23 protein-coding genes are annotated in these 24433 nt (G+C 60.1%); 15 read left to right on the top strand and 8 right to left on the bottom strand.

All coding sequences use genetic code 11. The features are described from left to right. The first annotated feature begins 140 nt into the window (after positions 1–140). The 4 genes from UM93_RS08130 to UM93_RS08115 are packed head-to-tail and all read left to right on the top strand — an operon-like array spanning position 141 to position 4421. On the top strand, positions 141–1361 hold the full coding sequence (locus tag UM93_RS08130; protein WP_045074903.1) for a Gfo/Idh/MocA family protein: 1221 nt from the start codon (positions 141–143) through the stop codon (positions 1359–1361). A gap of 50 nt (positions 1362–1411) precedes the next feature. Beyond that, positions 1412–2527, top strand: coding sequence for a Gfo/Idh/MocA family protein (locus tag UM93_RS08125; protein WP_045074901.1), 1116 nt, complete (start codon positions 1412–1414; stop codon positions 2525–2527). Beyond that, positions 2527–3366 carry an SDR family oxidoreductase gene (locus UM93_RS08120; protein ID WP_052663690.1) on the top strand — a complete coding sequence of 280 codons (840 nt, stop codon included), beginning with the start codon at positions 2527–2529 and terminating at the stop codon, positions 3364–3366. Before UM93_RS08125 ends, UM93_RS08120 begins: the two co-directional genes overlap by 1 nt. After that, the gene (locus UM93_RS08115; RefSeq protein WP_045074900.1) at positions 3363–4421 is read left to right on the top strand and encodes a DMT family transporter; all 1059 of its coding nucleotides are present in this window, start codon (positions 3363–3365) and stop codon (positions 4419–4421) included. Before UM93_RS08120 ends, UM93_RS08115 begins: the two co-directional genes overlap by 4 nt. Here UM93_RS08115 and UM93_RS08110 read toward each other — a convergent pair. Continuing rightward, on the bottom strand, positions 4384–5307 hold the full coding sequence (locus UM93_RS08110) for a LysR family transcriptional regulator (RefSeq protein ID WP_045074898.1): 924 nt from the start codon (positions 5305–5307) through the stop codon (positions 4384–4386). The genes UM93_RS08115 and UM93_RS08110 overlap by 38 nt on opposite strands. Before the next feature lie 109 nt (positions 5308–5416). On the opposite strand from UM93_RS08110, the gene tdh reads away from it, so the two are divergent. From tdh to UM93_RS08095, 3 genes are all read left to right on the top strand, one after another. Next, positions 5417–6463 carry an L-threonine 3-dehydrogenase gene (gene tdh, locus UM93_RS08105; RefSeq protein WP_045077092.1) on the top strand — a complete coding sequence of 349 codons (1047 nt, stop codon included), beginning with the start codon at positions 5417–5419 and terminating at the stop codon, positions 6461–6463. Between the two features lie 67 nt (positions 6464–6530). Further along, the gene (locus UM93_RS08100; protein WP_045074897.1) at positions 6531–7727 is read left to right on the top strand and encodes a glycine C-acetyltransferase; all 1197 of its coding nucleotides are present in this window, start codon (positions 6531–6533) and stop codon (positions 7725–7727) included. Positions 7728–7731: 4 nt separating this feature from the next. Further along, positions 7732–8478 carry a class I SAM-dependent methyltransferase gene (locus tag UM93_RS08095; RefSeq protein WP_045074895.1) on the top strand — a complete coding sequence of 249 codons (747 nt, stop codon included), beginning with the start codon at positions 7732–7734 and terminating at the stop codon, positions 8476–8478. Between the two features lie 60 nt (positions 8479–8538). Here UM93_RS08095 and UM93_RS08090 read toward each other — a convergent pair whose 3' ends face one another. After that, a complete protein-coding gene (locus tag UM93_RS08090) occupies positions 8539–9054 on the bottom strand; it encodes a VOC family protein (protein WP_045074894.1) in 516 nt (171 codons plus the stop codon). 94 nt (positions 9055–9148) lie between these two features. On the opposite strand from UM93_RS08090, the gene UM93_RS08085 reads away from it, so the two are divergent. Together UM93_RS08085 and UM93_RS08080 are read left to right on the top strand one after the other, a co-directional pair. Then, entirely contained in the window at positions 9149–9937 is a 789-nt protein-coding gene (locus tag UM93_RS08085) for a helix-turn-helix transcriptional regulator (protein ID WP_045074893.1), read from the top strand. A 120-nt stretch (positions 9938–10057) separates the two neighbouring features. Further along, on the top strand, positions 10058–10927 hold the full coding sequence (locus UM93_RS08080; RefSeq protein WP_045074892.1) for an NAD(P)H-binding protein: 870 nt from the start codon (positions 10058–10060) through the stop codon (positions 10925–10927). A gap of 10 nt (positions 10928–10937) precedes the next feature. Here the strand turns inward: UM93_RS08080 and UM93_RS08075 are convergent, their stop codons facing one another. Both UM93_RS08075 and hutH read right to left on the bottom strand, forming a co-directional pair. Further along, positions 10938–11576 (bottom strand): LysE family translocator, encoded by a 639-nt coding sequence (locus UM93_RS08075; RefSeq protein ID WP_045074890.1) that lies wholly within the window; start codon positions 11574–11576, stop codon positions 10938–10940. A 71-nt stretch (positions 11577–11647) separates the two neighbouring features. Continuing rightward, complete coding sequence (gene hutH, locus UM93_RS08070) at positions 11648–13207, bottom strand: histidine ammonia-lyase (protein ID WP_045074888.1); 1560 nt, start codon at positions 13205–13207, stop codon at positions 11648–11650. A gap of 183 nt (positions 13208–13390) precedes the next feature. Here hutH and UM93_RS08065 point away from each other — a divergent pair, with 183 nt between their 5' ends. The 5 genes from UM93_RS08065 to UM93_RS08045 all read left to right on the top strand — a co-directional run bounded on the left by UM93_RS08065 (position 13391) and on the right by UM93_RS08045 (position 19827). Beyond that, positions 13391–14047 (top strand): IclR family transcriptional regulator, encoded by a 657-nt coding sequence (locus UM93_RS08065; protein ID WP_045074887.1) that lies wholly within the window; start codon positions 13391–13393, stop codon positions 14045–14047. Between the two features lie 50 nt (positions 14048–14097). Further along, the gene (hutU, locus tag UM93_RS08060) at positions 14098–15837 is read left to right on the top strand and encodes a urocanate hydratase (protein ID WP_045074886.1); all 1740 of its coding nucleotides are present in this window, start codon (positions 14098–14100) and stop codon (positions 15835–15837) included. Between the two features lie 187 nt (positions 15838–16024). Continuing rightward, entirely contained in the window at positions 16025–17236 is a 1212-nt protein-coding gene (locus UM93_RS08055; protein WP_045074885.1) for an allantoate amidohydrolase, read from the top strand. Further along, on the top strand, positions 17233–18507 hold the full coding sequence (locus UM93_RS08050) for a formimidoylglutamate deiminase (protein WP_045074884.1): 1275 nt from the start codon (positions 17233–17235) through the stop codon (positions 18505–18507). The genes UM93_RS08055 and UM93_RS08050 overlap by 4 nt, the downstream gene beginning before the upstream one ends. 36 nt (positions 18508–18543) lie before the next feature. Next, positions 18544–19827 carry an amidohydrolase family protein gene (locus UM93_RS08045; RefSeq protein ID WP_045074883.1) on the top strand — a complete coding sequence of 428 codons (1284 nt, stop codon included), beginning with the start codon at positions 18544–18546 and terminating at the stop codon, positions 19825–19827. Here UM93_RS08045 and UM93_RS08040 read toward each other — a convergent pair. The 4 genes from UM93_RS08040 to UM93_RS08025 all read right to left on the bottom strand — a co-directional run bounded on the left by UM93_RS08040 (position 19824) and on the right by UM93_RS08025 (position 23004). Continuing rightward, entirely contained in the window at positions 19824–20579 is a 756-nt protein-coding gene (locus tag UM93_RS08040; protein ID WP_045074881.1) for an SDR family NAD(P)-dependent oxidoreductase, read from the bottom strand. The genes UM93_RS08045 and UM93_RS08040 overlap by 4 nt on opposite strands. Continuing rightward, the gene (locus UM93_RS08035; RefSeq protein WP_199921820.1) at positions 20576–21805 is read right to left on the bottom strand and encodes a Cmx/CmrA family chloramphenicol efflux MFS transporter; all 1230 of its coding nucleotides are present in this window, start codon (positions 21803–21805) and stop codon (positions 20576–20578) included. Before UM93_RS08035 ends, UM93_RS08040 begins: the two co-directional genes overlap by 4 nt. 18 nt (positions 21806–21823) lie before the next feature. Continuing rightward, a complete protein-coding gene (locus tag UM93_RS08030) occupies positions 21824–22402 on the bottom strand; it encodes a TetR/AcrR family transcriptional regulator (RefSeq protein ID WP_045074879.1) in 579 nt (192 codons plus the stop codon). An 86-nt stretch (positions 22403–22488) separates the two neighbouring features. Beyond that, positions 22489–23004, bottom strand: coding sequence for an Lrp/AsnC family transcriptional regulator (locus tag UM93_RS08025; protein WP_045074878.1), 516 nt, complete (start codon positions 23002–23004; stop codon positions 22489–22491). Between the two features lie 114 nt (positions 23005–23118). Between UM93_RS08025 and kynU the strand changes: the two genes are divergently transcribed. Next, positions 23119–24414, top strand: coding sequence for a kynureninase (gene kynU / locus UM93_RS08020; RefSeq protein ID WP_045074877.1), 1296 nt, complete (start codon positions 23119–23121; stop codon positions 24412–24414). Positions 24415–24433 lie beyond the last annotated feature (19 nt).

Raw genomic sequence — 24433 nt, 5'->3', positions numbered from 1 at the left:
CCGCCGAGTGTGCAGATCTACACGTTATGAACCGTTCAAAACCTGTAGATCTGCACACTCGGCGGCGGGGCGCGAACGAATTGTGAACGAATTGTGAACGATGTGGAACGACGGAATGAAGTTGGAGAGAAAGTTACACCATGACTGACAAAGATCTCAGTACGGAAAAAGATCTGAAAATAGGAATTGTGGGATTCGGCTTGAGGGCCGGGCTCTGGCGTTATTTGGAACGCCCGGGCGAGGGCTCCACGGTGAGCGTGGTGTGTGACATTAGCGAGCGTGGCCAGGCCGATGCAGCGAAAAAACTGCCGCAGGCTAAGGTCACCGCCGAGCTAGCGGAGTTCATCGCCTCCGGCGTCGACGCCGCCCTGGTAACGGTTCCCGATTTTGCCCACGCCGAGGTGGTGATCCCGCTGCTGGAGGCTGGAATTCCAACGTTCTGCGAGAAGCCGCTGGATATCTCCCTGGAAGCCGCCGACGCGATTCTGGAAACTGCATACCGGACCGGCACTCGGCTTTATGTTGGCCACAATATGCGGCATATGCCGGTAGTTCGGCAAATGCGCGAGGTGATTGAATCCGGTCGGATTGGCGAGGTCAAGGCGGTCTGGTGCCGTCATTTCGTTGGCAATGGTGGCGATTATTATTTCAAGGATTGGCATGCCGAGCGCGCCAATGTGAACTCGTTGTTGCTGCAAAAAGGTGCCCACGATATTGACGTGATCCACTGGTTGGCTGGTGGCTACACCCGTTCGGTTTCGGCCATTGGCTCGCTCAGTGTCTATGGTCAGGTGTCTTCACGGCGAGACAATTCCGATCGCCGGATGGGGGATTGGTTCTCGGCTGAGAATTGGCCGCCGGAGGCGCAAACTGATCTCAACCCGGTAATCGACGTCGAGGACATCTCGATGATGCAGATGGTGCTCGATAACGGCGTGCTGGCCTCCTATCAGCAGTGCATGTTCACCCCCGATTACTGGCGGAACTACACGGTGATTGGTACCAAGGGGCGGATCGAGAACTACGGCGATGGCCCAGAGGAACTGATCAAGGTGTGGACTAGTCGGCACACTCATAGCCTGCCGGAGCCGGACGAGGTGATCGAGATCGCCGGTGACGACGACGCCGGACATGGCGGCGCGGACCCAGCACTGATCGCCGAGTTCTTGCGCTTCGCTACCGACGGCGGTGTCACCGAAACGAACCCGGTGGCGGCGCGCGAAGCGGTAGCGGCCGGGATCCTGGCCGCCGAATCGCTACGATCTGACGGCGGAGCTCGCACCGTGCCAGCGCTGTCGGCCGAATTGGTGGAGTACTTTGCCGCCGGTCAGCAACACGAATCCTCGGTGCCCACCGTCTAACGACGAGCCGGCCGAAGATCACCCACCTCACAACATCTCAGGAGCTTGCTATGCGGATTGGAATTGTTGGTTATGGTGCTCGGTCGAAATTTGCCGAGCTGTTCGACGACGCCCAGTTGGGGTCCGAGGTGGTTGCGGTCTGCGATCCAGACCCGCAGCGGCAGCGGCTGGCGAAAGAGAGGTTTGGCAGCGAACTGATTGTGGTCTCGGCGCTGCCGGAACTGCTCAAGCTGGAACTGGACGCCGTGGTGATCCTGACCCCGGACGATCTACATGCCGAACACGCCGAGCTGGCGCTCAACGCCGGGAAAGCTGTCTATGTAGAGAAACCCTTGGCCATTACGGTGCCGCAGGCCGAGGCAGTGCTGGCGGCCTCGGCGAAGAATCAGAAGCTACTCTTTGTCGGTCACAATATGCGGTACATGCCAATAGTTGAGGCACTCAGGAAGGCCATTGACGATGGGTTGATTGGCGAAGTGAAGTCCGTCTGGTGCCGTCATTTCGTCGGCCACGGCGGGGATTTCTTTTTCAAGGACTGGCACGCTGATCGGAGCCGGGTGAACTCGCTGCTCTTGCAAAAGGGCACCCACGATTTAGACGTCATCAACTATCTTTCTGGTTCCGAGCCGGAGCGAGTGAGTGCCTTCGGCAATCGCACCGTGTACTTCCCGAATCCGCAGGCACAACCCAAAGCCTCCATTGACCACGATTGGGATGCCTATCTGCGCAGCTGGCCGCCGGTCGATCGGGAGGACCTAGCTGCCGTGATCGATGTCGAAGATCTGAGCATTGTGAACCTGCAGATGCGCAACGGCGTGCTGGCGACTTATCAGCAGTGTCATTACACGCCGGACTACTGGCGTAGTTACACGGTGATTGGCGATCGGGGCCGGTTGGAGAACTTTGGCGACGGCCCGGGCTCGGAGATCCGAGTCTGGAACCAGCGAATTATGGGTTACTCCGAGCAGCCGGATCTAACCCTCAGGGTGCATCACCCCGCGGGTAGTCATGCCGGTGCTGATCCGCGCATTGTGGCAGCCTTTCTGGAGGCCTTGGCCGCCGGGAACCCTGAGGCCGGGAATGGCCGTTCAGCGCTGGCCGCCGTGCAGGCCGGGGCCGGCGCCACCGAGTCCTTGCGGAGCGACGGTCAGCCGGTGGTGTTCTGATGAGCGCGTCGATGCAGGGTGAGATTGCGCTGGTCACTGGAGCCGCTGGCGGTCTTGGCCTGCCGGTGGTGAAACGTTTAGCCGCGCAGGGAGCAGTGGTGGTGGCAACTGACATCTCCGCCTCGGGCATTACCGAAGCTAAACGCAGCACAGATCGGTTCGAGCTCGGGGCGGCGCAGGGCACTGCTGCGGGCAACGGAACCGTATATTGGCGTGAGCTGGATGTCGCTGACGAAGCGGCGGTCAACGAGGTCTTCGACTGGATCGCCGCCGAGCTCGGTGCTTGCAGCATCTTGGTGAATAACGCGATCAAGCCGTGCGCTATCCCGCACAGCTTTATTGACACCGGGCTCGAGCAATGGCGCAGCGACTACAGCATTATTGTCGAGGGCGCGGTGAGTTGCAGCCGGGCAGCCCTGCGTCAGATGGTGGCGGCGGGCCGCGGCAGCATCGTCAATATTTCCTCGGTGAACGCTGTCGGTTTTTATGGTCATCCGCCTTACAGTGCTGCCAAAGCCGCGCTGCTCTCACTGACTAGGAGCATAGCGGTGCAGTACGCGCCCCAGGGCATCCGCTGTAACGCCATTGTTCCGGGCACCATTAAGACCCCGGCTTGGGCGGAACAAGTGGCGGCGAATCCGCAAACCTTTGAGATTCTGCGCCAATGGTATCCCTCCGGGGATGTCGCCGAGCCGGAGCAGATCGCTGAGCTGGCGCTTTTCCTTACTTCCGAGCAGTCTCGGGCAGTGAACGGGGCCTCCTTGGTGGCCGACGGCGGGCTGACCGCCGGTAACCTGGCGATGTCCCGCTTCGTCGAAGGTGTCCCGGATCCGGCATGAGCGGAGACATAGGCGGAGAGCAGCCGGGCGAGCTCGGGGGCACAGTGGCTAGCGGGAGCCACCCGGGCCAGCCCGAACCGAAGCAGGTTCAGCCGGGCGAACAGCAACCAGGCCTCAGCCGAGCCGCAGTGCTAGCGATGTGCTGCGCGCTGGCGCTGCTATTGGCCGCCACCTGGATCCTCTCCGGGGTCCTAGTAGAACACAATGAGGCACAAACGGTGGCCGCCGGACGATCACTTTTTAGCTGCCTCGGACTGTTATTGATTGCGCTGCGCAGCCGGGGAGCGCTGCAACGTTCGGTAGCCATGGTGGTGCATCGCCCGCTCGCCTTGCTGATTTCGGGTCTGCTCGGGGTATCGATCTATGCGCTGTTCTCGCTCTACGCGATTTCCTCGGTGGGCACTTCGGTGACAAACCTCGTAATCGCGATGGCACCAGCGCTCTCCTTGGTCTTCGGGGTGCTGTTCTTCCGGCAGCGCTCGGGTTGGATGGCCGTAACTGCGGTCCTCGTGGCAGTGGCCGGGGCAGCGATTTATGTTTTGGGTTCATTTGACAGCTCGGCGACCGATCAGAGTACCTGGCTTTGGGGCGTGGCTGCCGCGCTGCTCGCGGTGTGCTCAATCGCGCTCTACGGCCAGCACTACGCGGGCATTTCGAAGGGACACAAGCCGAGCGATCTGCTGCTTGGCATTTTCTGTTTTGGCACCGTCGTGCTGCTGTTAGTGATGGCGGTAAACGGTTCACTGGCCGGATTCCTGAGCATAGCGCCAATCGATTGGCTATGGTTTTTTGTGCTTGGCGTGCTGATCTACGTTCCGGTGTACATCATTCAGCACCGGCTGATTCATGAAAAAGGTGCGGTCTTCACCGCTACTGTCTCGCTTGCGGTGCCCTTTGTGGTGCGAGCCGCCGAAGTGCTGATCTTCGGCAAGCCGTGGCCTAACGGGGCGGAAATAGTGGGGCTCTTGCTTTGTGTAGCGGGCATTGCCGTGGTGGTGCGCCTGGGCACCAGCAAACCTAGTCGTGGGGAGCCCGGCTCGCCACCAGCTCGGTAACCACCTCTTGTAAGGCCTCGGCGACGATCTGTACCGACCGGCGAGCCAGGCTCTCCGGGCGGCTGAGTAGGTCGATCTTGCGCCGTGTGGTGATCCCTTCCAGCGGGCGCAAGGTCACTCCGGCGGGTAGTGCAGAGGTGGCCAGATATCGGGGGAGTAGGCCCAAAACGTCGCTCCCAGCCACAATGGCGGCTACTGTGGCGTAGTCGTTCACCCGATGGATGACTTCGGGTGCGGTGCCGGCCAGCATCGCAATCACGCCGAGCAACTCAGCTGGAGAGTAGCCTTCTCGTGAGGTAGCCCAGGGCTCATGAATCAGATCTCGGGGCCGCAAGGAGGCTCGAGAGGCAAGCGGATGGCCCGGCGGCAGCGCGACGTCGAAAGGTTCCTCGGCGAGGGTCTGCACCGTGGTATTGGCCGATTTCCAGGGTTCGGCATGGGACATTCGATGCGCCAGCACCAGATCGTAACGGCCGGTCAACGCTGGAAAGTCCTGCTCCGCTACGTCCTCATCGGCGAGTAAGAGTTTTGGCCCTCCGGCCGAGCGAACCTTGGCAAGTAACGGTCCGTAGAGGGTTTGCCCAGCGCTGTGGAAGGCGGAGATAGTCACCGTTCCACTCGGCGCTTCCAGATGCGCGCCGAGTGCCGCTCTGGCCTGAGCCATTGCCTGAATCACCTGTCCGCCAGCCTCGGCGAGAGCCTTCCCGGCTTCGGTGAGCACTAGGGTCCGCCCTTCCTTGCGGGTGAGCGGAATACCGGCGCTGCGTTGCAGCTGACTGAGCTGCTGAGAAACCGCGGAGGGGGTAACAAAAAGTGTCTCGGCGACGGCGGTCACACTACCCAGTTCGTCGAGCTCGCGGAGTAGCTGCAACTGATGAATCTCCATGTAGTAAATACTAAAGGGATCTTTCATATATTTGAGATGGTGCTAATGCAAAATCGGGCATCTAATGGAGAAAGCAACCGTTCATTTCTCCAGCAAAGGCATAGCCCGCGTGAAAGCCTTATACAAAGCCGGTGCGCAACCGGGTTTCGAACTCGTCGATCGTCCAGAACCGAAAACCGGTGAATTCGACGTTAAGATCCGGGTGATGACCACCGGGATCTGCGGCACCGATCTGCATATTTTGAACTGGGACGCTTGGGCTCAGTCCACCATCGAGGCGCCCTTGATCCCCGGCCACGAGTTCTACGGCGAAGTAGTGGAGATCGGTGCTGAGGTGCGCGACGTCAAGGTGGGCGACCGGGTTTCCGGTGAGGGGCACATTGTCTGTGGCACCTGCCGCAATTGTCGAGCCGGTCGACGTCAGATGTGTATTCGTACCCAGAGTGTCGGCGTCCAGCGCGACGGCGCCTTTGCCGAGTATGTGGTGATCCCAGAGACTAATGTTTGGGTGCACCAGGATCCCTCGATCACTCCCGAGCTGGGCGCGGTTTTCGACCCACTGGGTAACGCCACGCACACCGCGCTGGCCTTCCCCGTGCTCGGTGAAGATGTTTTGATCACCGGTGCCGGGCCGATTGGTCTGATGGCGATTGCCGTCGCCCGCCATGCCGGGGCGCGCAAAATCGCGATCACCGACGTCTCCGCACCGCGGCTGGAACTGGCCCGACAAATGGGAGTTGACTACGCCATTGACGTTTCTGCAATGCGGATCAAAGACGCCCAGAAGGAACTTGGCATGCGCGAGGGATTCGATATCGGCCTGGAAATGTCCGGCCATCCCACCGCCTTGCCGGAGATGATTGAAAACATGAACCACGGCGGTCGGATCGCCATGCTGGGCCTACCCGCGGCGAAAATTGACATTGATTGGGCCAAGGTGGTCACCCATATGCTGACGCTCAAAGGTATCTACGGTCGGGAGATGTACGAGACCTGGTACGCCATGAGTGCCATGTTGACCTCCAACCCGGCGCTTCACGCCGGAATCTCCTCAATTGTCACCGATGTGCTGCCAGCCACGGAGTGGGCAGCGGGCTTTGCCGAAGCGAAGTCCGGAGTGGGCGGCAAAGTGGTCCTAGACTGGACAGTTTTCTAAGCCACCCTCGCCGTCTAGGCTGACAGTAAATCTCATACCTAACCTGAACCCGAACGAAGGACCGCTAATGTACTCGACCATGAAGGACCAGCTCAGCGCGGAGCTAAACGACATTCGGCAAGCCGGCCTGTTCAAGACCGAGCGTAAAATCGGCTCAGCGCAAAGCGCCCACATTTCAGCGGGTCCGCTCGACGGTGAGGCCAAAGAGGTGCTGAACTTTTGTGCCAATAATTATCTCGGCTTAGCCGATAATCCGGCGTTGATTGAAGCCGCCAAGGGTGCTTTGGACGAGCGTGGTTTCGGCATGGCCAGTGTGCGATTTATCTGCGGCACCCAAGATCTGCACCTTGAGTTGGAGCAGCGAGTTTCAGCCTTCCTCGGCACCGAGGACACCATTTTGTTCTCCTCCTGCTTCGATGCCAACGGCGGGGTGTTCGAATCGCTCTTCGGCGCCGAAGACGCGATTATCTCTGACGCGCTGAACCACGCCTCGATCATTGACGGCATCCGGCTCTCCAAGGCGGCCCGTTACCGCTATGCCAACCAGGACATGGCCGATTTGGAAGCCAAGCTGCAAGAAGCCTCCGGTGCTCGCCGCAAGATCATCGTCACCGACGGGGTGTTTTCGATGGACGGCTACCTTGCACCCCTGGAAGCGATCTGCGATCTGGCGGATCAGTATGATGCGCTGGTGATGGTTGATGACTCGCACGCCGTCGGCTTCATGGGGGCGACCGGTGCCGGTACCCCGGAACATGCCGGCGTGAGCGAGCGGGTAGACATCTACACCGGTACTTTTGGTAAAGCCCTGGGCGGCGCCTCAGGTGGTTATGTCTCAGGTCGCGGCGAGATCGTTGCGATGCTGCGGCAAAAGGCGCGCCCTTACTTGTTCTCAAACTCGCTCGCCCCCGCCATTGTTGCGGCCACGCTGACCGCCCTGGACTTAGTACGTGAAAGCGGCGAGCTGCGTGAGAAGCTTTTTGCGAACGCCGAGTTGTTCCGTCGAAGGATGTCCGAAGAAGGTTTCGAGCTGCTCGAGGGCGAGCATGCCATTGTGCCGGTGATGTTCGGTGACGCCGCGCTGGCCGCGAAAGTCGCCGACCAGATGTTGCAAAACGGCGTATATGTCACCGCCTTTAGCTTCCCGGTGGTGCCCCGCGGCGCGGCTCGGATTCGGGTGCAGCTTTCTGCCTCGCACTCGGCGGACGACGTCGAAGCCTGCGTGCAGGCCTTTGTGGCCAGCCGGGCGGCGGTGGCAAACTAGCCTGATGGAGCCATCGGCGTTTTACACCGGCATCGTTGCTGAGATCTATCAACCGCTCAAGTCAACGGTTCAGGATTGGCGGCCATATCTGGAATTCATCCGGAGATATGGTGAACCTGCGCTGGAACTGGGCTGTGGTGACGGCGAGCCGATGTTGGATCTGCTCCGACGGGGGATCGATGTGGAAGGCGTAGATTCCTCGCCGGATATGCTGGACCGGTTTCGGGGTAAAGCCAGTGGCGAGGGAGTCAGAGTCACGCTCTATGAGCAGTCGATGGAGGCCCTGGAATTACCAAAGCTTTATCGTTCGGTGTATTTGGCTGGGCCAACCTTCACCTTGCTACCCGATGACTCAGCGGCGCAGCGCACGCTGCTTGCCATTCGTCGGCATCTAGCCCAGGACGGGGCTGTGCTCATTCCACTTTCAATTCCCGTTCCAACGCCGCTGCACCAGCTGGGTGAGGTCAAAGAAGTAGTGTCGGCAGACGGCGCAGTGCTGCGAGTTTCCTGGGTTGCAGAGGAACGAGATGAAGAGCTCCGCAACCAGACTGCGCTGCTGCGATACCAAAAAATATCCGCCGATCAAGACACCACAGTGGAACGTTCTTGGCGACTTCATTGGTATACCCAGGAAGGATTTCGAGAGTTGGCCGTTCAGACCGGATTTAAGGTCCAGGCCGTTCTTAGTGAGGATGGAATGTCCGCAGCCGTTGAGGCAACTGACTTCACTTTCCTGCTCAGGGCAGTCTGATGACCGCAGCGGCCAGTGAGAACATAGCGGTTTGCTCGGCTGAACCGCCGCGCAAACTTATTACTGCTGGAAGCTGGCGGCCCACTCCTCGACGCGTCGATTGCTCTCTGCCTCGGAAAGATCCTCGACCCGGGTCATGATCGACCATCGGACGCCGAAGGGGTCCCGGATGCTGGCGAAGCGGTCGCCCGAGACGAAATTGCTCGGCGCTTCGCGGATGGTCGCTCCGGCCTGCTCTGCGCGCTCCACCAGCTGATCGGTATCAGAGCAGTACAAGCCCATCGAGTAACAGTCGTCTTCGCCCTCGGGTGAGGGCACCAGATGATAGTCGGGACTTGGCTCGCCGAGCTGCAGGTGACCTTGGCCGAAATCTAATTCGGCGTGTGCCAAGACCCCGCCCATTTCTGTGGCGCCCACTAAACGTGCGCCGAACACCTGCTGATAAAACTCCAGTGCTGCCTTGGCATTGGGGATGGCCAAGAACGGAGTCAGGCTGCTCAGGCCGTTGGGGACGCCATGGCGAGTGTGTTCGCCGTCGGCTGCTGTGGTTGCTTGAGGATCTGGATCAGTCGTCATAGCACCGAGTGTAGGCGCCCCGGGGTGAGCCGGGCTTGTAGAAAGGCGACAGCATCGGCTACAGCTTTCCGGCCCGGGTTTCTACACTGGTGCTGTGAGCGTTTCGAATAAAGGAGTTCTTTACCCTGCGAGGCTGCCGGAATTCCACCGGATCGCGGTTTCCGAGGAGCTCGCGGATCTGGTGCGCTGGTTGTGGATTCCGGAGTGGAACCTCGAACCCGGCGTCAGTTCCCGCCAGATGATGATTGCCTTTCCGGCGCTGAACGTGGTGGTTGAAGCGGATTCGGTGACCCTGATCGGCCCGACAACACGTTGTTCGGAGCGGGAGTTGAGCGGCCGGGGGTGGGCCGTGGGGGCCTTACTTCGTCCGGCTGCGGTGCCTTTCTTTACCGACGAACCCGGGGCCTTGAAGAACAGCCAGCTTGCTCTGTCATTGCCGGATGTTCAGTCAAGGGTGGCGGCAATCATGCGAGCCTCGGACAGCGACAGCCCAGAAGGGCGCCGTAGTCGGGCAGCAGGTGTACTGACCGACTGGTTCATCAGCAGAGCGACCGAGCTTTCTGAGGAAGCCAAGCTGGCCAATGCGATGGCCGAGTTGATTGAGAGCGATCAGGAGATCGTGAGACTCGACGATGTTGCTTTAAGGCTGGAGATCTCAAAACGCGGTGTGCAGCGTCTCGCCGAAAAGTACATCGGGCTCTCACCAACGGCGATGATCCGCCGACGCAGAATCCAGGAGGCTGCGTACCGGGTTCGCACCGAGCCAGAACTCAGTCTTGCCGACATCGCGGTGGACTATGGCTATGCCGACCATGCGCATCTGACTAAAGAGTTCCAGAGCATCCTCGGCCTTAAGCCGAGTGACTATCGACGCTCCGATTAGCCGATACGCACACCGCTAGTCCTCACTCTCGGAAATTGTTGGGCTTCGCCGTAGCCGTCAGTGCGGACGGCTACGGTGGAGACCGTCAGTAGTTGACGTCTCTGAGAGAAAGGAAACGCGATGAACATCGTTGTTGCCACTCCGACCGGCCACGTTGGTTCGCACGTTGCGCGGTCGTTGATTCAGGCCGGGGTCAAGCCCACATTACTAGCCCGGAAACCAACAGTGCTGGACCCTGAGTTGCTGGAGCGGAGTAGGGTCTTTGAGGTTGATCTAGCGAATCGTGAAGCGGTTCTTGCTGCGACAGAGAAAGCAGATGCGCTTTTTTGGGTTAGCCCGCCGACCGATGACGATGACCCCTTGCAGGGCTACGCTCGGATGGCTAATAATGCCGCCGCAGCGGTCACCACACATCGAATTCCGCGAGTAGTTTTTCAGAGCAGCGTTGGAGCGGAAGCTCGGCACGGTTTCGGCGAGATCGATGGACTAGCTCACACCGAGGTGTTACTTGATCAAACCGGAGCCTCGGTTGCTCATCTGCGCTGCGGGTATTTTTTCAGTAACCTCTTATTTGATCTGGAGAGTCTTCGGCAGGGGAAACTGATCACGCCGTGGCCGCTGGACTATTCGATGGCCTGGGTGGCCCCCCGAGATATTGCTGGGGTAGCGGTGGGTCGTCTGCTCTCACCTTATTGGCAGGGCAGAGTGGTTCAAGCGGTACACGGTCCGGAAGATTTGAGTTTCACCGAGGTAGCTGCCTTGTTGAGCGAGGTGCTGGGGAGGCCCATCCACGCCGAGCGAATATCCGAAGCCGCCTTGGCCGATACCCTCCGGGCGATCGGGCGTAGCGACCGACAAATCGAAGCTACGGTTGGAATGTCGAGGGGGTTCTTGACAGGCTTTGAACCTGAGCTTCCGCGCAATTTGCTGAGCACCACCTACACCACCCTGGCGGCGTGGGCTTATCAGGAACTGAGGCCCTTATTTTGATCGCGCGATACTAAGAATCCAGTATGGCGGAAACGCCAACCCCGAGGCCCAGCCCAGCCAGAATGCCGCTTGTGCTGCGCTCCAGCACTTTGGTGACTTTGGGCTTCTTGAACCAGGAGACCATTTTCGCCGCAGCAAAGGCCAGTACCCACAGATACGCTATGCCGACGACGGCGTTAATGAAGCCAAGCAATAGTGCGGTCGGCACTACGGCACCATCGTGAGGGAGGAACTGCGGCACCACGGCCAGGTAGAACAGCCCGACTTTGGGATTAAGGATGGTGGAGAGCAGGCCAGCAGCGAAACCGGAGCGAAGGCTGAGGCTGCCGTTACCGGTGGAAGCTAGCTCAGGGGCCTTTGCTGCTTTGCGAGCCTTAATGAACGAGGAAACTCCTAGGTAGATCAGATAGGCGGCACCGAGAAGTTTGATTCCGCGATACAACTCCGCAGATTGTTCTAGCACCGCCGCGATACCCAAGCCAGCTAACAGCGACCAAATAATGACCGAAATGCTGCAGCCCACTGCAACGGCTAGGCCCGCGCCGACCCTGGACATCGAATAGCGGAGCACTAGGAAGGAATCAGGGCCGGGGGTGATGACCAGCAAGGCGCAGAGGCCGAGGAAGGCGAAAACCGAGGGGAGAGTCACGGTTCAGAGTAACACCGGAATCAGCACATTCCGCACCGGATTTCAGCACATTTCTGGAGCAAGTATTTGCCCTAGTTGAGCGGGCCGCCAAGCGCTTCTTCGACAGCGGCCAACAAAGAGCCGTCGTCGACGAGTTTCCGTACCGCTTCGATCTCTGGAGCGAGGTAACGATCGGTGCCCGGACCTTCGACGTGTTGCCGGACCAAGGCCCGAGCCGCCGTGGTTGCTGCCGAACCCTTCGAGGTGGATACTCCGCCGTCGCGGAAGTCCATGGCCCGTGCCGAGGTGAGAATTTCAATGGCCAGCACCCGAGTCAGGCCGTCCAAGGCCTTGCGCAGCTTCAAGCCGGCTGCCCACCCCATCGAGACGTGATCCTCCTGCATAGCGGAAGAAGGAATCGAATCTACCGAAGCAGGAGCGGCCAGTCGTTTTAACTCAGAAACGATCCCTGCTTGGGTGTATTGGGCGATCATATGGCCCGAATCAACGCCCGGATCGTCAGCCAAAAAGGCGTTGAGACCGTGGCTACGAGACTTGTCCAAGAACCGGTCGGTGCGGCGTTCGCTCATCGACGCCACATCGGCTACCGCGATGGCCAAGAAATCCAGTGCGTACCCCACCGGGGCGCCATGGAAGTTACCGTTAGATTCCACTCGACCGTCGATGGTGACCACCGGATTGTCCACGGCGGAAGCTAATTCATAACCAGCCACCGATTCGACATGCGCCAAGGTGGCCCGGGCGGCGCCATGCACCTGCGGGGCGCAACGCAAGGAGTAAGCATCCTGCACTCGGGTGAAGGAACCCTCAGCCCGGTTCTCGGCAATCAGCGCTGAACCGGCCAGCACCCGTCGAATGTTAGCGGCGGCTGCCTGCTGGCCCGGATGCGGACGGAGCGCATGCAAATCTTCGGCGAAGACCGAATCGGTGCCGAGCAGTCCCTCGACGCTCATTGCGGCAGAAATATCAGCCAGCGCGAAGAGTCGGTGCAGATCATGGGAGGCAAGAATCAGCATACCGAGCATGCCGTCAGTGCCATTGATCAGCGCCAAACCCTCCTTTTCACGGAGTTCAATTGGTTCCAGACCGGCGGCTTTAAGCGCCTCTGCAGCGGGTAGCTTCACGCCGTCGGCATCGCGTACCTCGCCTTCACCCATCAGTGCCAAGGCGCAGTGCGAAAGCGGAGCGAGGTCACCGGAACAGCCCAGCGAACCGTATTCGCCAATCACCGGAGTGATGCCGGCGTTCAGTAGATCTACATAAGCAGCCGCAGTACTCGGACGGACACCGGTGCGGCCGGTGGCCAGGGTGGAGAGCCGGTTTAGCATCAGGCCACGGACCACTTCGCGATCGACCTCAGCACCCGAGGAAGCGGCGTGCGAACGAATCAGCGAACGTTGCAATTGGCTGCGCAGCTCAACCGGAATGTGCTTGGTCGCCAGCGCGCCGAAACCAGTAGAGACGCCGTAATGAGGCTTGCTGTCGCTGACCAGATCGTCAATGACCGCCCGGGAGGCGGTCATTGCGGCCAGCGACTCATCGCTCAATGACACCTTTGCGTTGTGCCGGGCAACGGCGACAACTTGCTCTGGGAGAAGAGCTCCGACGCCAATTTCCACGACCGTTTGCATGATGATCCTTCCGCCCCGCACAATCCAGGGTTTCGTTGGGGCTAGCCCTTCTGGCCCATCGAAACCGGTGTCTCGGTGGAGAAGAACAATTCACCCTCTTGCCAATTGGTGAAATACACGTTTCAATAAGTGAAATACATAACCACTGGGAAAGCAAGAGCAGAAGCGGGAAGGAGCGGAATTATGACCGAAACTTTGGCGGCCCCCTCGACCAAGACCGTTGAACGCGCCCTCGCATTGCTCGGCGTCGTCTGTGACCGAGGCAGTATTTCGCTCGCCGAGGCCTCTCGTGAAGTCGAGCTTTCCGCCTCCACCGCGCTGCGGCTACTGCGCACTCTCGAGGGTGCCGGTTTTGTCCGCAAGGACGACGACGGCTACCGGCCCGGAATGCGGATCGTCCAGCTCGGTGCCCAAGCCTTAGCGCATGAATCCTTGGTCTCGATGGCTGAGGAGCCAATGAAGCGCTTGGTCGCAGCCACCGGCGAATCGACCTACTTGAACGTGCCCTCCCGCGGCGGCAATGGCATCTATATAGCCGTTCAGGAGGGTACTCACTCGGTACGTCATTCCAGCTGGGTGGGGCGCAGCATTCCCTTGGAGGGAACCGCAGCCGGTGCGGCTCTGAAGGGAATCAGCCCCAGTGACTACATTGTGGTGACCGATGGGGTCGAGGCCGATGTGACGGCTATTGCGGCGCCAGTCGTCGTCGGTGGTCGTATTGTGGCAGCGCTCAGCGTGGTCGCACCCAGTTACCGAATCACCTCAGCAGAAGCCAACCGCATCGGCGCCTTAGTCGCCGCTGAGGCAACCTCCATTTTGCACATCCCCGAACGAGTCTGAAGTAAGACTCAAACAAGACTGAGACAAGACTGAACAGAAAGATTGAATCCATGAGCAACGCGGCTATCCCCGGTTTCACCCAACACGATCCGTCTCGTTACAGCGATGGGAATACCATCCGTGCGGCCCGCGGTACCGAGCTAACCGCCAAGTCCTGGCAGACCGAGGCACCGCTGCGGATGCTGATGAACAATCTGGACCCCGAGGTGGCCGAACGCCCCGAGGATTTAGTGGTCTACGGCGGCACCGGCCGAGCGGCTCGCAGCTGGGAAGCCTACGACGCGATCGTGCGTAGCCTAGAAACGTTGGAAAAGGACGAGACCCTGCTAGTGCAGTCCGGCAAGCCGGTGGGCATCTTCCGCACTAATGAGTGGGCACCCCGGGTGCTGCTGGCGAACTCCAATCTAGTGGGGGACTGGGCTAACTGGCCGGAATTTCGCAAGCTAGAGGCTGAGGGTCTGATGATGTACGGCCAGATGACCGCCGGTTCCTGGATCTATATCGGTACTCAGGGCATCTTGCAGGGCACCTTTGAGACTTTCGCCGCAGTTGCCGCGAAGCTCTTCGGCGAGGGAAGAATCGAGACTCCCACACTGGCTGGAACCTTGACGCTGACCGGCGGTTGCGGCGGGATGGGTGGCGCGCAGCCCTTAGCCGTGACCCTGAACGGCGGTGCCTGCCTGATCATCGACGTCAGTGAGGAGCGGTTGCGACGCAGACTGGGCAAGCGTTACTTAGACGAAGTGTACGGAGCGACCGACTTGGAAGCCGCGCTGGCCAAGGTACTTGCCGCGAAAGCAGAGAAGCGACCGCTTTCGGTGGGCTATGTCGGCAACGCTGCTGAGATTTTCCCCGCGCTGCTAGAGCGGCATCGGGCCGGGGAATTCCATATTGACGTGGTGACCGACCAAACCAGCGCTCATGACCCGCTGAGCTACTTACCGGAAGGCGTTTCGCTGGAAGAGTGGCAGCGCGAAGCGGAGGGCGATCCGGAAGGCTTCACCAAGAAGTCACAGGTTTCGATGGCGCGGCACGTTGAAGCCATGGTCGGCTTCCAGGACGCTGGTTCCGAGGTGTTCGACTACGGCAACTCGATCCGTGACGAAGCCCGCAAGGGCGGCTACGAACGGGCTTTTGCTTTCCCAGGCTTCGTGCCAGCTTATATTCGTCCACTATTCTGCGAAGGCCTCGGCCCGTTCCGTTGGGTGGCGCTTTCGGGTGACCCGGCAGATATTGCGGTCACTGACGCTGCTCTCAAGGAACTCTTCCCGGAGAATGAGCACCTGCACCGCTGGCTGGACGCCGCCGCGGAGCACGTCGAGTTTGAGGGACTTCCGGCGCGGATCTGCTGGTTGGGATACGGAGACCGGGCGAAAGCCGGAGCGCTCTTTAACCAACTGGTGGCCGAAGGCAAAGTCTCCGCACCGATCGTGATCGGGCGTGATCACCTCGATTCTGGTTCGGTCGCCTCACCTTATCGGGAGACCGAATCAATGGCGGACGGCTCAGATGCGATTGCCGACTGGCCGCTGCTGAACGCCCTGATCAACACCTCCTCGGGGGCCACCTGGGTGTCCATTCACCACGGTGGTGGCGTCGGCATTGGTCGTTCCATCCACGCCGGTCAGGTCTCGGTGGCCGACGGCACCGCGCTCGCTGCGGAAAAGCTGGAGCGGTTGCTCACCAACGATCCCGGCATGGGGGTGATCCGGCACGTCGACGCCGGCTACCAACGCGCCAGCGAGGTCGCCGCCGAACGCGGCGTGCGGATTCCGATGCAGGAAGCGTAACCGTGGGACAACGTGGAGCCTCGTGGGGCTCGATTGCTTGCGCGAAGATTTTCCCGGCTCGGCAAAGATTTTCCGCGCCGGCACCTTGTGCTGCGATTCTCGGGGAACGAGAGGCGCGAAAAATCCAACTCGCCTACAGAAAATCCACGCTCCAGCAATCGAGCACCTATTCCCTGAAGCCGCGTCGATGAGCAAGGTAACCTCACTGCTCGGAGCGATTTCCGAGGTCGGGCGGGACGCCAGCCGGGGTGGCTACAGCCGACCGGTGTATTCGACCGCAGAGCTGGATCTGCGCTCCTGGTTCATTGCGGAAGCGGAGCGCCGTGGGCTTGCCGTGAACACCGATCGGAACGGCATTATTTGGGCCTGGTATGGGCCGGAGCAGGACGATTCTCTGGTCACCGGCAGCCACCTGGATTCGGTGCCCGGTGGTGGCGCTTTTGACGGCCCGCTCGGGGTGGCCGCTGCGCTCGCCGCCGTCGATGAATTACGCGCTCGAGGCGTCGAGCCTGGCCGAAATGGCAAGCGGTCGCTCGCTGTGACTGTCTTTCCGGAAGAGGAAGGGTCCCGATTCGGCATTGCTTGCCTGGGTTCACGGCTGCTGACCGGCGCAATTGACGCGGATAAGGCCCGTAACCTGAAAGATGCCGAGGGTAATAGCTTTGCCGAACTCTCTGCCCGGAACGGACTGTCAGCTGAGCGTTTAGGCGCTGATCCGGAGGGGCTCGCCCGGATTGGCCAATTCATTGAACTTCATGTTGAGCAGGGCCGCGGGCTGATTGAATTAGACAGCCCCGTCGCGGTTGCCGGTTCGATCCTGGGTCACGGCCGGTGGAAATTCACCATCTCCGGGCAGGGCAACCATGCGGGCACCACATTGATGACGGACCGGGCCGACCCGATGGTAGCTGCCGCTCAAATTATTCTTTCGGCCCAGAAAGTGGCGGCCGCGCAGTCGGAAGCACGTGCCACGGTCGGTCGACTACAGCCGATTCCCGGGGGCACTAATGTGATTGCCTCCCGAGTGGAGCTCTGGCTTGATGTGCGGCACCCGGACGATGCGGTGACCGCGGCAGTGGTGCAGAAGATCCATGGACAGGCGCAGATCGCGGCGGCAAATGAAGGCTGCACAGTGACGCTGACCGAGGAATCGCTCAGTCCCACCACCGGCTTCGACCAGGGCTTAGCTGCCGAACTGCAACGCTTGCTGCCAGCCGCCCCGGTGCTTGATAGTGGCGCCGGCCACGACGCCGGCATCCTGGCCTCCTATTTACCAGCCGGGATGCTCTTCATTCGTAACCCCACAGGTATTTCACACTCGCCGGAGGAAGCAGTGGAAGATCGTGACGCAGATTCAGCAGCCGCGCTGCTGGCCGACGTATTGCAAGGCCTGCTATGAGTCCTAGAACAGCTAAGCAGCCATCGCAGAGCCAACCGAATGAGCCGCTCAGCTACTGGTTTCCAGCGGCTGTCAATGCGCATTCGCATGCTTTTCATCGGGTGCTGCGAGGCCGAACCCATGCCAAGACCGGTGATTTTTGGACCTGGCGACAGCAGATGTACGCCGCCGCCAAGGTACTCAGCCCGGAGCTTTATGAACAACTCGCAACAGCTGTCTACGCCGAAATGGTGACCGCAGGATATAGCGCGGTGGGCGAATTTCACTACCTGCATCATCAGCCGGACGGCAGCCCGTATCCTCACCACGATATGGAATTCGCCCTCGCCCGGGCGGCCCAGAACGCCGGAATTCGACTGACGCTGCTTGACACTTGTTATCTGGACGGCGGTTTTGACCTCGGTGCAGCAGCAGCTTCGGCGCCGGTTGGTGCGCGGATTCCGCCGAACTCGGTGCAGCGTCGGTTTAGCGATGGAGATGCGAAGAGCTGGCTGAAACGACTGGACTCGCTGCGCGCCGCCGTCGCGCAGGAGTTCGACCCGGAATACGTTCAGATTGGCGCGGCCGTGCATTCGGTGCGTGCAGTGGCGCCTGAACAGCTGCGTATTATTGGCGCAGAGCTGGACCGGCAACTACCGTTGCACGTGCATCTTTCTGAGCAACCGCAGGAGAACGCGGATTGTCTGGCTGCGACCGGTTTGACGCCGACAGCCTTGCTGGCCGAGGCTGATTTGCTGTCGCCGCGACTTTCAGCGGTGCATGCCACTCATTTGACCGAGCAGGATATTGCGATGTTGGGATCGGCCGAAGCCACCGTGGTGATGTGCCCGACCACGGAGGCAGATTTGGCCGATGGGATCGGTCCGGCCCTGGAGCTGATGCAGGCGGGGGTTCGACTCGCGATCGGCAGTGATCAGCACGCCGTGGTTGACCCCTGGTTGGAGATCCGGGCACTGGAATATGGCGAGCGTTTGCGCAGCGGGGTGCGCGGCCGGTTCACTTCCTTGCAATTACTTGAAATAGCCCATCATGGCGGCCTCCGTTCGCTCGGGCGGAGTGAAGACAACGATATTCAACAGATCTCTGGGGATTCGGTGCGGACCGTCGGCAGCCGCTCCGCGCAGTTGGCGATGAGCGCTACCGCGCAGGATGTGCTGAGCGTCAGAATTGCTGGCAGCGAAATCGCCAGCAACGGCAGCCACACCAGCTTAGGGGATCCGGCGAAGCTGCTACGGACAGCCTTGGAAGCGATTGAGCAGGCCCAAGAATGAACCAGGCCCAAGAATGAACCAAGGAGAGGGAAACTGATGAGCGTCACGACCCAAACCGCAACCGAGTCCGACTCGTCGGCGGGCAGCTGGCTGATCACCAATATCGGTGAATTGGTCACACAGGATTTGCAGCGCGAGGACACCGACACCGGTGTGCTGCGGGACGCCGCTGTGCTCTTCGAAGGCGAACGGATTTCTTGGATCGGCTCTGCTAAGGCCGCTCCGGCGGCCGATCAGTTGATTGACGCGGCGGGCCGAGCGGTGCTGCCGGGCTGGGTTGATTCACATAATCACCTGATCTTCGCCGGGGATCGGACCGCTGAGTTCGAAGCCAGAATGTCCGGGCAGGGTTACGCGGCTGGCGGTATCGCGGTCACCGTCGACGCTACCCGCGGGGCGAGTGATCAAGAGCTAGAAGAACTGGCCAGCGCCCGGGTGCTCGAAGCGCGCAGCCAGGGCAGCACCTATCTGGAAACTAAAACCGGCTACGGTCTCGACCTGGCTCATGAGGTGCGTAGCGCCCAGATTGCCAGCCGGGTGGCTGATCAGGTGACTTTTCTGGGTGCGCATTTGGTGCCCGCCGGGATCGATCCTGATGACTACACCGCGCTGGTCAGCGGGCCAATGCTGCAGGCAGTTTTGCCTTGGGTGCAATGGGCCGACGTGTTTTGTGAACGCGGTGCTTTTACCGAAGAGCAGTCCAGGCAGGTGCTTCAGGCCTGTCAGCAAGCCGGGCTGGGCTTGCGGGTGCATGGCAACCAGCTTGGGCCCGGAGCTGGGGTCAAACTGGCAGTTGAATTCGCCGCCGCCAGCGTCGATCATGTCAACTATCTTGATGATTCCGATATTGACGCCTTAGCGGCGAGCTGGTCGCCCGACTCTTCCGTCAGGGCCGATCACCTAGGAACCGTCGCGACCTGTTTACCGGCCTGCGATTTATCGACTCGGCAACCGCTCGCCCCGGCACGCCGGTTGTTGGATGCCGGGGTGCAGATCGCGCTGGCAAGTAACTGCAACCCGGGCACCTCCTTTACTACCTCAATGCCGTATTGCGTCACCACTGCGGTGCTGCAAATGGGGCTCAGTGTGCATGAGGCGGTGCGGGCTGCCACCTGGGGCGGTGCGCTCGCTCTGCGCAAGCACCGTGGTGAGGACCGGGATGGCGCTCGAGCGGTCGGCTCTCTTGCAGTCAGTCATCGGGCCGATCTGCAGCTGCTCGAGGCACCCTCGGCAACCCATTTGGCGTACCGGCCCGGGATGCCGCTGACCCGGGCGGTTTGGCGAGCCGGCCAGCTGGTCGCCGGTCAACCTCGTAGCTAGGCGCTGGTCCCGCCATCGAGCACGAAGTCGGCGCCGACCGTGAAAGCCGAGTCCTCGGAGGCTAGGAAGAGCGTTGCAGCTGCGATTTCCTGCAGACTACCGATCCGGCCCAGCGGATTCGTCTTGGCTACCCGTGCCGCCCGGTCATCACTGCTCTCCCCGCTCCGGAAAGACATCTCGGTGTCCGATGCGCCGGGGCTAATCACCGCAATCCGAATGCCTTCGCGAATATGGTCGAGCGCCGCTGCCCGACTCATGGCGCTGACCGCTGCCTTGGAGGCACCGTAAGCGGCGAAGCCTGGCACGGTGCGGTGCGCCCCGATGGTGGAGGAGAAGTTAATAATCACTCCACCGTGACCGCGGCGCAGCTGCTGAACCTCTGCGCTCATCGCGTTCCAGGTGCCCAGAACGTTGGTGTTGAACAGTGCCGCGGCTTGCTCGGCAGCGACGTCGCCGAAGGGAGCGGGCTGTAAAAGTGCGCCCGCGGTGTTGACCGCGACGTCCAGGCCACCCAGCGTCTCGCTTAGCTCTGCCACGGCTGTAGAAATTTCCGCCGCATTGGTGATATCCGCGGTCAGCAGCGCATGACCGTCTCCGGCCAGTGCCGCCAAGCTCTCCCTCAGGGTCTCTTCGGTACGTCCAATCAAACCAACCTTGGCGCCCTCTGCAGCAAAGGCAATTGCTACCGCCCGGCCCAAACCCGAGCCACCGCCGACCACTAAGACCTGCTGATCAATGAATCGAGGAGTCATGATGTAATACTTTCCGGTTCGGGGATAGCAGCGCTGGCGGATGCCGGCGCTGGGGTCTTTTCAACGCGGCGCGAAATCAGCGCAACGCCAATCGCCAGTAAGGCTAAGGCAATCGAGATCCAGATCGGGGCCCGCAGGCCTAACCCCAGGCCGATGACCAGGCCACCTAGCCAGGGTCCGAGTGCATTGCCAATGTTAAAAGCCGAGGTACTCACCGAGGCGGCCAAGGTTGGCGCCGCGCCGGCAAAACCAAACACCCTGGTGTTCAAAGCCGCTGCAATGGAGAAGCCAGTCAGCCCGAAGAAGAAGATAGCGATCACCAGGCCCCAGGGTTGGTTGGCGAAAAGCAAGAGAGCGGCAAGCGCCAGAGTCATACTGCTGAGACTGAGCAGAATATTCAACAGCGGATTTCGGTCTGCGTAGCGCCCACCGAGGGTGACCCCGATCAGCGAGCCGAGACCGAAGACGAACAACACTCCGGCAACCGCGGATTCGGGAATGCCGGCGATCTCAATCATTAACGGGGCCAGGTAAGAGAAGGTTGCAAATACCGCGGCCTGAAAGAGCATTGTGGTCAGCAGGGCAAGCCAGATGCGGCCCTGCCGGAAGGCTTGCAGCTCGGCGCGAACCATCACCGATAACTTTGGTTTGGCCTGGTTATCGGTGCGCGGGATCAACACCAGTAAGGCCACTGCGGCCAGTGCGGTGAGGGCCGCCACTGCCCAGAACGCTGATTGCCAACCGAAGTGGGAGCCCAACCAGGTGCCTGCGGGGACACCAATAATGTTGGAGACGGTGAGCCCACCGACAGTGACTGCCAAGGCTTGTGCGGTTTTTCCCGGGCCAGCAATGGTCACTGCGACCACCGAACCCACCGACCAGAAGGTTGCGCAGGCGATGGCGGCGAGCCCCCTGCTGATCAGCAGCAGGGTGAAGTTAGTTGTGGTGGCGCCGATCAAATGGCTCAGGATGAAGACCAGGCAGGCAGCTAATAGGGTGATCTTACGGGGCAGTTTGAGGGTAAGCAGGGTCATCGCGGGTGCGCCGATTAACATGCCAATTGCGAAGATGGTGATAAGCCAGCCCGCCTGCGGGATATCGATACCGAGGTCGGCGGTGATATCGGGAAGTAAGCCGGCGATCATGAATTCCGAGGTGCCGAGGCAGAAGATGCCCAGGCCGATAAGAAAAACCGCAAAGGGCAGTCTTGTTCTGCTGGTGGTCATTGTGGGGCACTCCTTGTGCTAGAGCAAAGTCATCACTGTGTTGATGGTGCTGCGAGTGTTTTCGTCCGTTTCAGCTACTCTTTGGTGGACTTGCAGACCGTTGAGCACTGCATGCACCAGTCGGGCCAGTTCGCGGGGAGGTTGGCTGTTCCGCAGCGAGCCGTCGGCTTGGCCGCGTTCCACAATGCTGCAGATCAAATCCTCGAAAACGGCCAGGTTTTCTCTGGTCAGCTCGGCGATATCGGCTTCTTTCGTGCCGATCTCAACACAGGCATGCAGTACCAGGCAGGTGCGACGATCAGCTTCAGCGAGCTGCCCGGTGATCACATCGTGTAGTAAAGCTGTGAGAGCCTCGCGTCCGGTGGAGCCGTATTCGGCGTAAGGCGACCGCTGGGCGTCCTTGAGTTTGCCGTAGTGGTCCAGGGCATGACGATAGGCACCCGATTTATTGCTAAAGGCGTTATAGAGGCTACTTCGCGACAGTCCGGTGCGCTGGCAGAGGTCATCGGTGGAGGTTCCGGAGAAGGAGTTAGTCCAGAATTCGTCGAGTACTTGGTCGCTGACCAGATCGGCATCGAACTTCTTGGGGCGAGGCATAAACCGAGACTACAAGTATTGGACAGATCTGTCCAATACTCTGTTTGGGTCCGTCACAATGCTTATTCTGTGCCGGGTTCTCCGGCTTAGTGAGAAATTGATCGGCTCTTCGCGGCGGGCTGTAGATGTTCGAAGATCAGTGTGGTTTGGGTATTTATAAAGGCTGGGTTACCACCCAGCTGCTTCTCAACAAATTTTCGCAAATCAGCAGTGGAGCCGCACACCACATGTAGCAGCAGGTCGTACTCTCCACCGAGCACGAACACATTGAGCGTCTCCGGTAGATCGCGCAGTGTTCTAGCTAGCTCCAGCATCTTCTTGCGGGCTTGTGAGTGCACTCGGATTGAAATCATCGCTGCCACGTCGAGGCCCAGGCTAGAAAGATCAAGATCTGCATGGAAGCCCCTGATGACACCGGCCTCTCGAAGTGTCCGAACCCGGTTGAGACAAGTCGAGGGGGCCAGACCAGCACGTTGGGCGAGTATGTTGTTAGGCACTCTGGCGTCCTGGGATAGTTCGCGAAGGATCACCAGATCCGCTTCGTCGAACCGAATTGGCTTCGATTCAGGATGTGGTTCACGAATCGCATCCGAATTCAACATAAAAAACCACCCTAATATTTAGCTAATATTCAAAACTGGCAGACTCTTCTTGTTGAATATTCTATCCTGGCACTACTCGTACTATTAGTGGATTTCAGCCGCAGAGGAACCCAAATGGCCCAGTCACCAATCACCGGCGCGCTCAGTCGTGAGTCCTGCGTGGTCGCAGATCGAAGCGATCCATTGGCGCTCTTTAAGAACCGTTTTTTGCTTCCGGAGGGTGTGATTTACCTTGATGGTAACTCGCTTGGTGCGCGGCCGGCGGGAGCGCTGGAGCGGGTTCAAGAAGTAGTGAGCGCTGAATGGGGAGAGGGGCTGATTCGGAGTTGGAACACCGCGGGTTGGTTCGATCTTCCCGGCAAGCTGGGCGATAAGATTTCGCGCCTGGTCGGGGGCCGGCAGGGCGAAACAGTTGTCACCGACACCACTAGTTTGAACCTTTTCAAAGCGCTTGCCTCGGCGATCAGGATCCAGCAAGTCGATCACCCGGAGAAACGGGTGATTGTCACCGAGCGGGACAACTTCCCCACAGACGTCTATATCGCCGAGGGAATCACTGATTTTTTGAATTCGGTGGCGGAAGAGTCCGGGGTCCGCTACGAGGTGCGACTCATCGACGAGGACCTGCCGCTAGCGGAAGCGCTCGATGATTCAACGGCGGTGCTGGCGCTTTCGCATGTCAACTACCGAACCGGGGCGATGTGGGAGATGGCTGACGTCACGGCAGCCGCTCACCGGCATGGTGCCTTGGTTATTTGGGACCTCGCGCACGCCGCGGGCGCCGTCGAGGTTGATCTCAATGCTGCCGACGCTGATTACGCGGTGGGTTGTACCTACAAATACCTGAACGGCGGACCGGGTTCACCGGCTTTCATCTGGGTCAACGCCCGTCATCAGGGACGTTTCTGGCAGCCACTGACCGGCTGGTGGTCGCACGCTAAGCCGTTTGAGATGGCCGATAGTTACACCCCCGCCAATAACATCGGCAGATTTCTCTGCGGCACTCAACCCATCTCGGCACTAGCGATGGTCGAAATAGGCCTCGACATTATGCTCGACGCCGACGCTGCTGCGGTCCGCGCGAAGTCGCTCGAACTGACCGATCTTTTCATTGCGCTCGTCGAACAACGATGTGCCGAGCATCCGCTGGAGCTCATTACTCCTCGCGAGCACGCAAAGCGCGGCAGCCACGTCAGCTTCCGGCATCCGGAAGGCTACGCGGTGATGAGTGCGCTGATCGCGCGCGGAGTGATTGGAGATTACCGGGAGCCCGAGGTGCTACGCTTCGGCATCACTCCGCTTTACCTCGGCTATGCCGATGTTTGGGACGCGGTAGAGGTACTGCGGGAAATCCTGGACACCCGGTCTTGGGACCGTGACGAATTCAAGCTGCGCAACGCCGTCACCTGAACAATTGTCAGCTGAACAA

Origin of the sequence: Psychromicrobium lacuslunae (assembly GCF_000950575.1) — a bacterium.
Classification (GTDB): domain Bacteria; phylum Actinomycetota; class Actinomycetes; order Actinomycetales; family Micrococcaceae; genus Renibacterium; species Renibacterium lacuslunae.
Note: the sequence above shows the minus strand (reverse complement) of the source record. Positions and strands in the feature narration are given on the sequence as shown.

What these genes read in the sequence shown, in the direction of transcription:
- hutU (WP_045074886.1), top strand. Translation starts at nt 14,098, where the DNA reads ATGAGCAACGCGGCTATCCCCGGTTTCACCCAACACGATCCGTCTCGT.
- UM93_RS08120 (WP_052663690.1), top strand. Translation starts at nt 2,527, where the DNA reads ATGAGCGCGTCGATGCAGGGTGAGATTGCGCTGGTCACTGGAGCCGCT.
- UM93_RS08090 (WP_045074894.1), bottom strand. Translation starts at nt 9,054, where the DNA reads ATGACGACTGATCCAGATCCTCAAGCAACCACAGCAGCCGACGGCGAA.
- UM93_RS08130 (WP_045074903.1), top strand. Translation starts at nt 141, where the DNA reads ATGACTGACAAAGATCTCAGTACGGAAAAAGATCTGAAAATAGGAATT.
- UM93_RS08080 (WP_045074892.1), top strand. Translation starts at nt 10,058, where the DNA reads ATGAACATCGTTGTTGCCACTCCGACCGGCCACGTTGGTTCGCACGTT.
- UM93_RS08030 (WP_045074879.1), bottom strand. Translation starts at nt 22,402, where the DNA reads ATGCCTCGCCCCAAGAAGTTCGATGCCGATCTGGTCAGCGACCAAGTA.
- UM93_RS08035 (WP_199921820.1), bottom strand. Translation starts at nt 21,805, where the DNA reads ATGACCACCAGCAGAACAAGACTGCCCTTTGCGGTTTTTCTTATCGGC.
- UM93_RS08055 (WP_045074885.1), top strand. Translation starts at nt 16,025, where the DNA reads ATGAGCAAGGTAACCTCACTGCTCGGAGCGATTTCCGAGGTCGGGCGG.
- UM93_RS08045 (WP_045074883.1), top strand. Translation starts at nt 18,544, where the DNA reads ATGAGCGTCACGACCCAAACCGCAACCGAGTCCGACTCGTCGGCGGGC.
- UM93_RS08065 (WP_045074887.1), top strand. Translation starts at nt 13,391, where the DNA reads ATGACCGAAACTTTGGCGGCCCCCTCGACCAAGACCGTTGAACGCGCC.
- UM93_RS08100 (WP_045074897.1), top strand. Translation starts at nt 6,531, where the DNA reads ATGTACTCGACCATGAAGGACCAGCTCAGCGCGGAGCTAAACGACATT.
- UM93_RS08050 (WP_045074884.1), top strand. Translation starts at nt 17,233, where the DNA reads ATGAGTCCTAGAACAGCTAAGCAGCCATCGCAGAGCCAACCGAATGAG.
- UM93_RS08125 (WP_045074901.1), top strand. Translation starts at nt 1,412, where the DNA reads ATGCGGATTGGAATTGTTGGTTATGGTGCTCGGTCGAAATTTGCCGAG.
- UM93_RS08110 (WP_045074898.1), bottom strand. Translation starts at nt 5,307, where the DNA reads ATGGAGATTCATCAGTTGCAGCTACTCCGCGAGCTCGACGAACTGGGT.
- kynU (WP_045074877.1), top strand. Translation starts at nt 23,119, where the DNA reads ATGGCCCAGTCACCAATCACCGGCGCGCTCAGTCGTGAGTCCTGCGTG.
- UM93_RS08025 (WP_045074878.1), bottom strand. Translation starts at nt 23,004, where the DNA reads ATGTTGAATTCGGATGCGATTCGTGAACCACATCCTGAATCGAAGCCA.
- UM93_RS08040 (WP_045074881.1), bottom strand. Translation starts at nt 20,579, where the DNA reads ATGACTCCTCGATTCATTGATCAGCAGGTCTTAGTGGTCGGCGGTGGC.
- UM93_RS08115 (WP_045074900.1), top strand. Translation starts at nt 3,363, where the DNA reads ATGAGCGGAGACATAGGCGGAGAGCAGCCGGGCGAGCTCGGGGGCACA.
- UM93_RS08095 (WP_045074895.1), top strand. Translation starts at nt 7,732, where the DNA reads ATGGAGCCATCGGCGTTTTACACCGGCATCGTTGCTGAGATCTATCAA.
- hutH (WP_045074888.1), bottom strand. Translation starts at nt 13,207, where the DNA reads ATGCAAACGGTCGTGGAAATTGGCGTCGGAGCTCTTCTCCCAGAGCAA.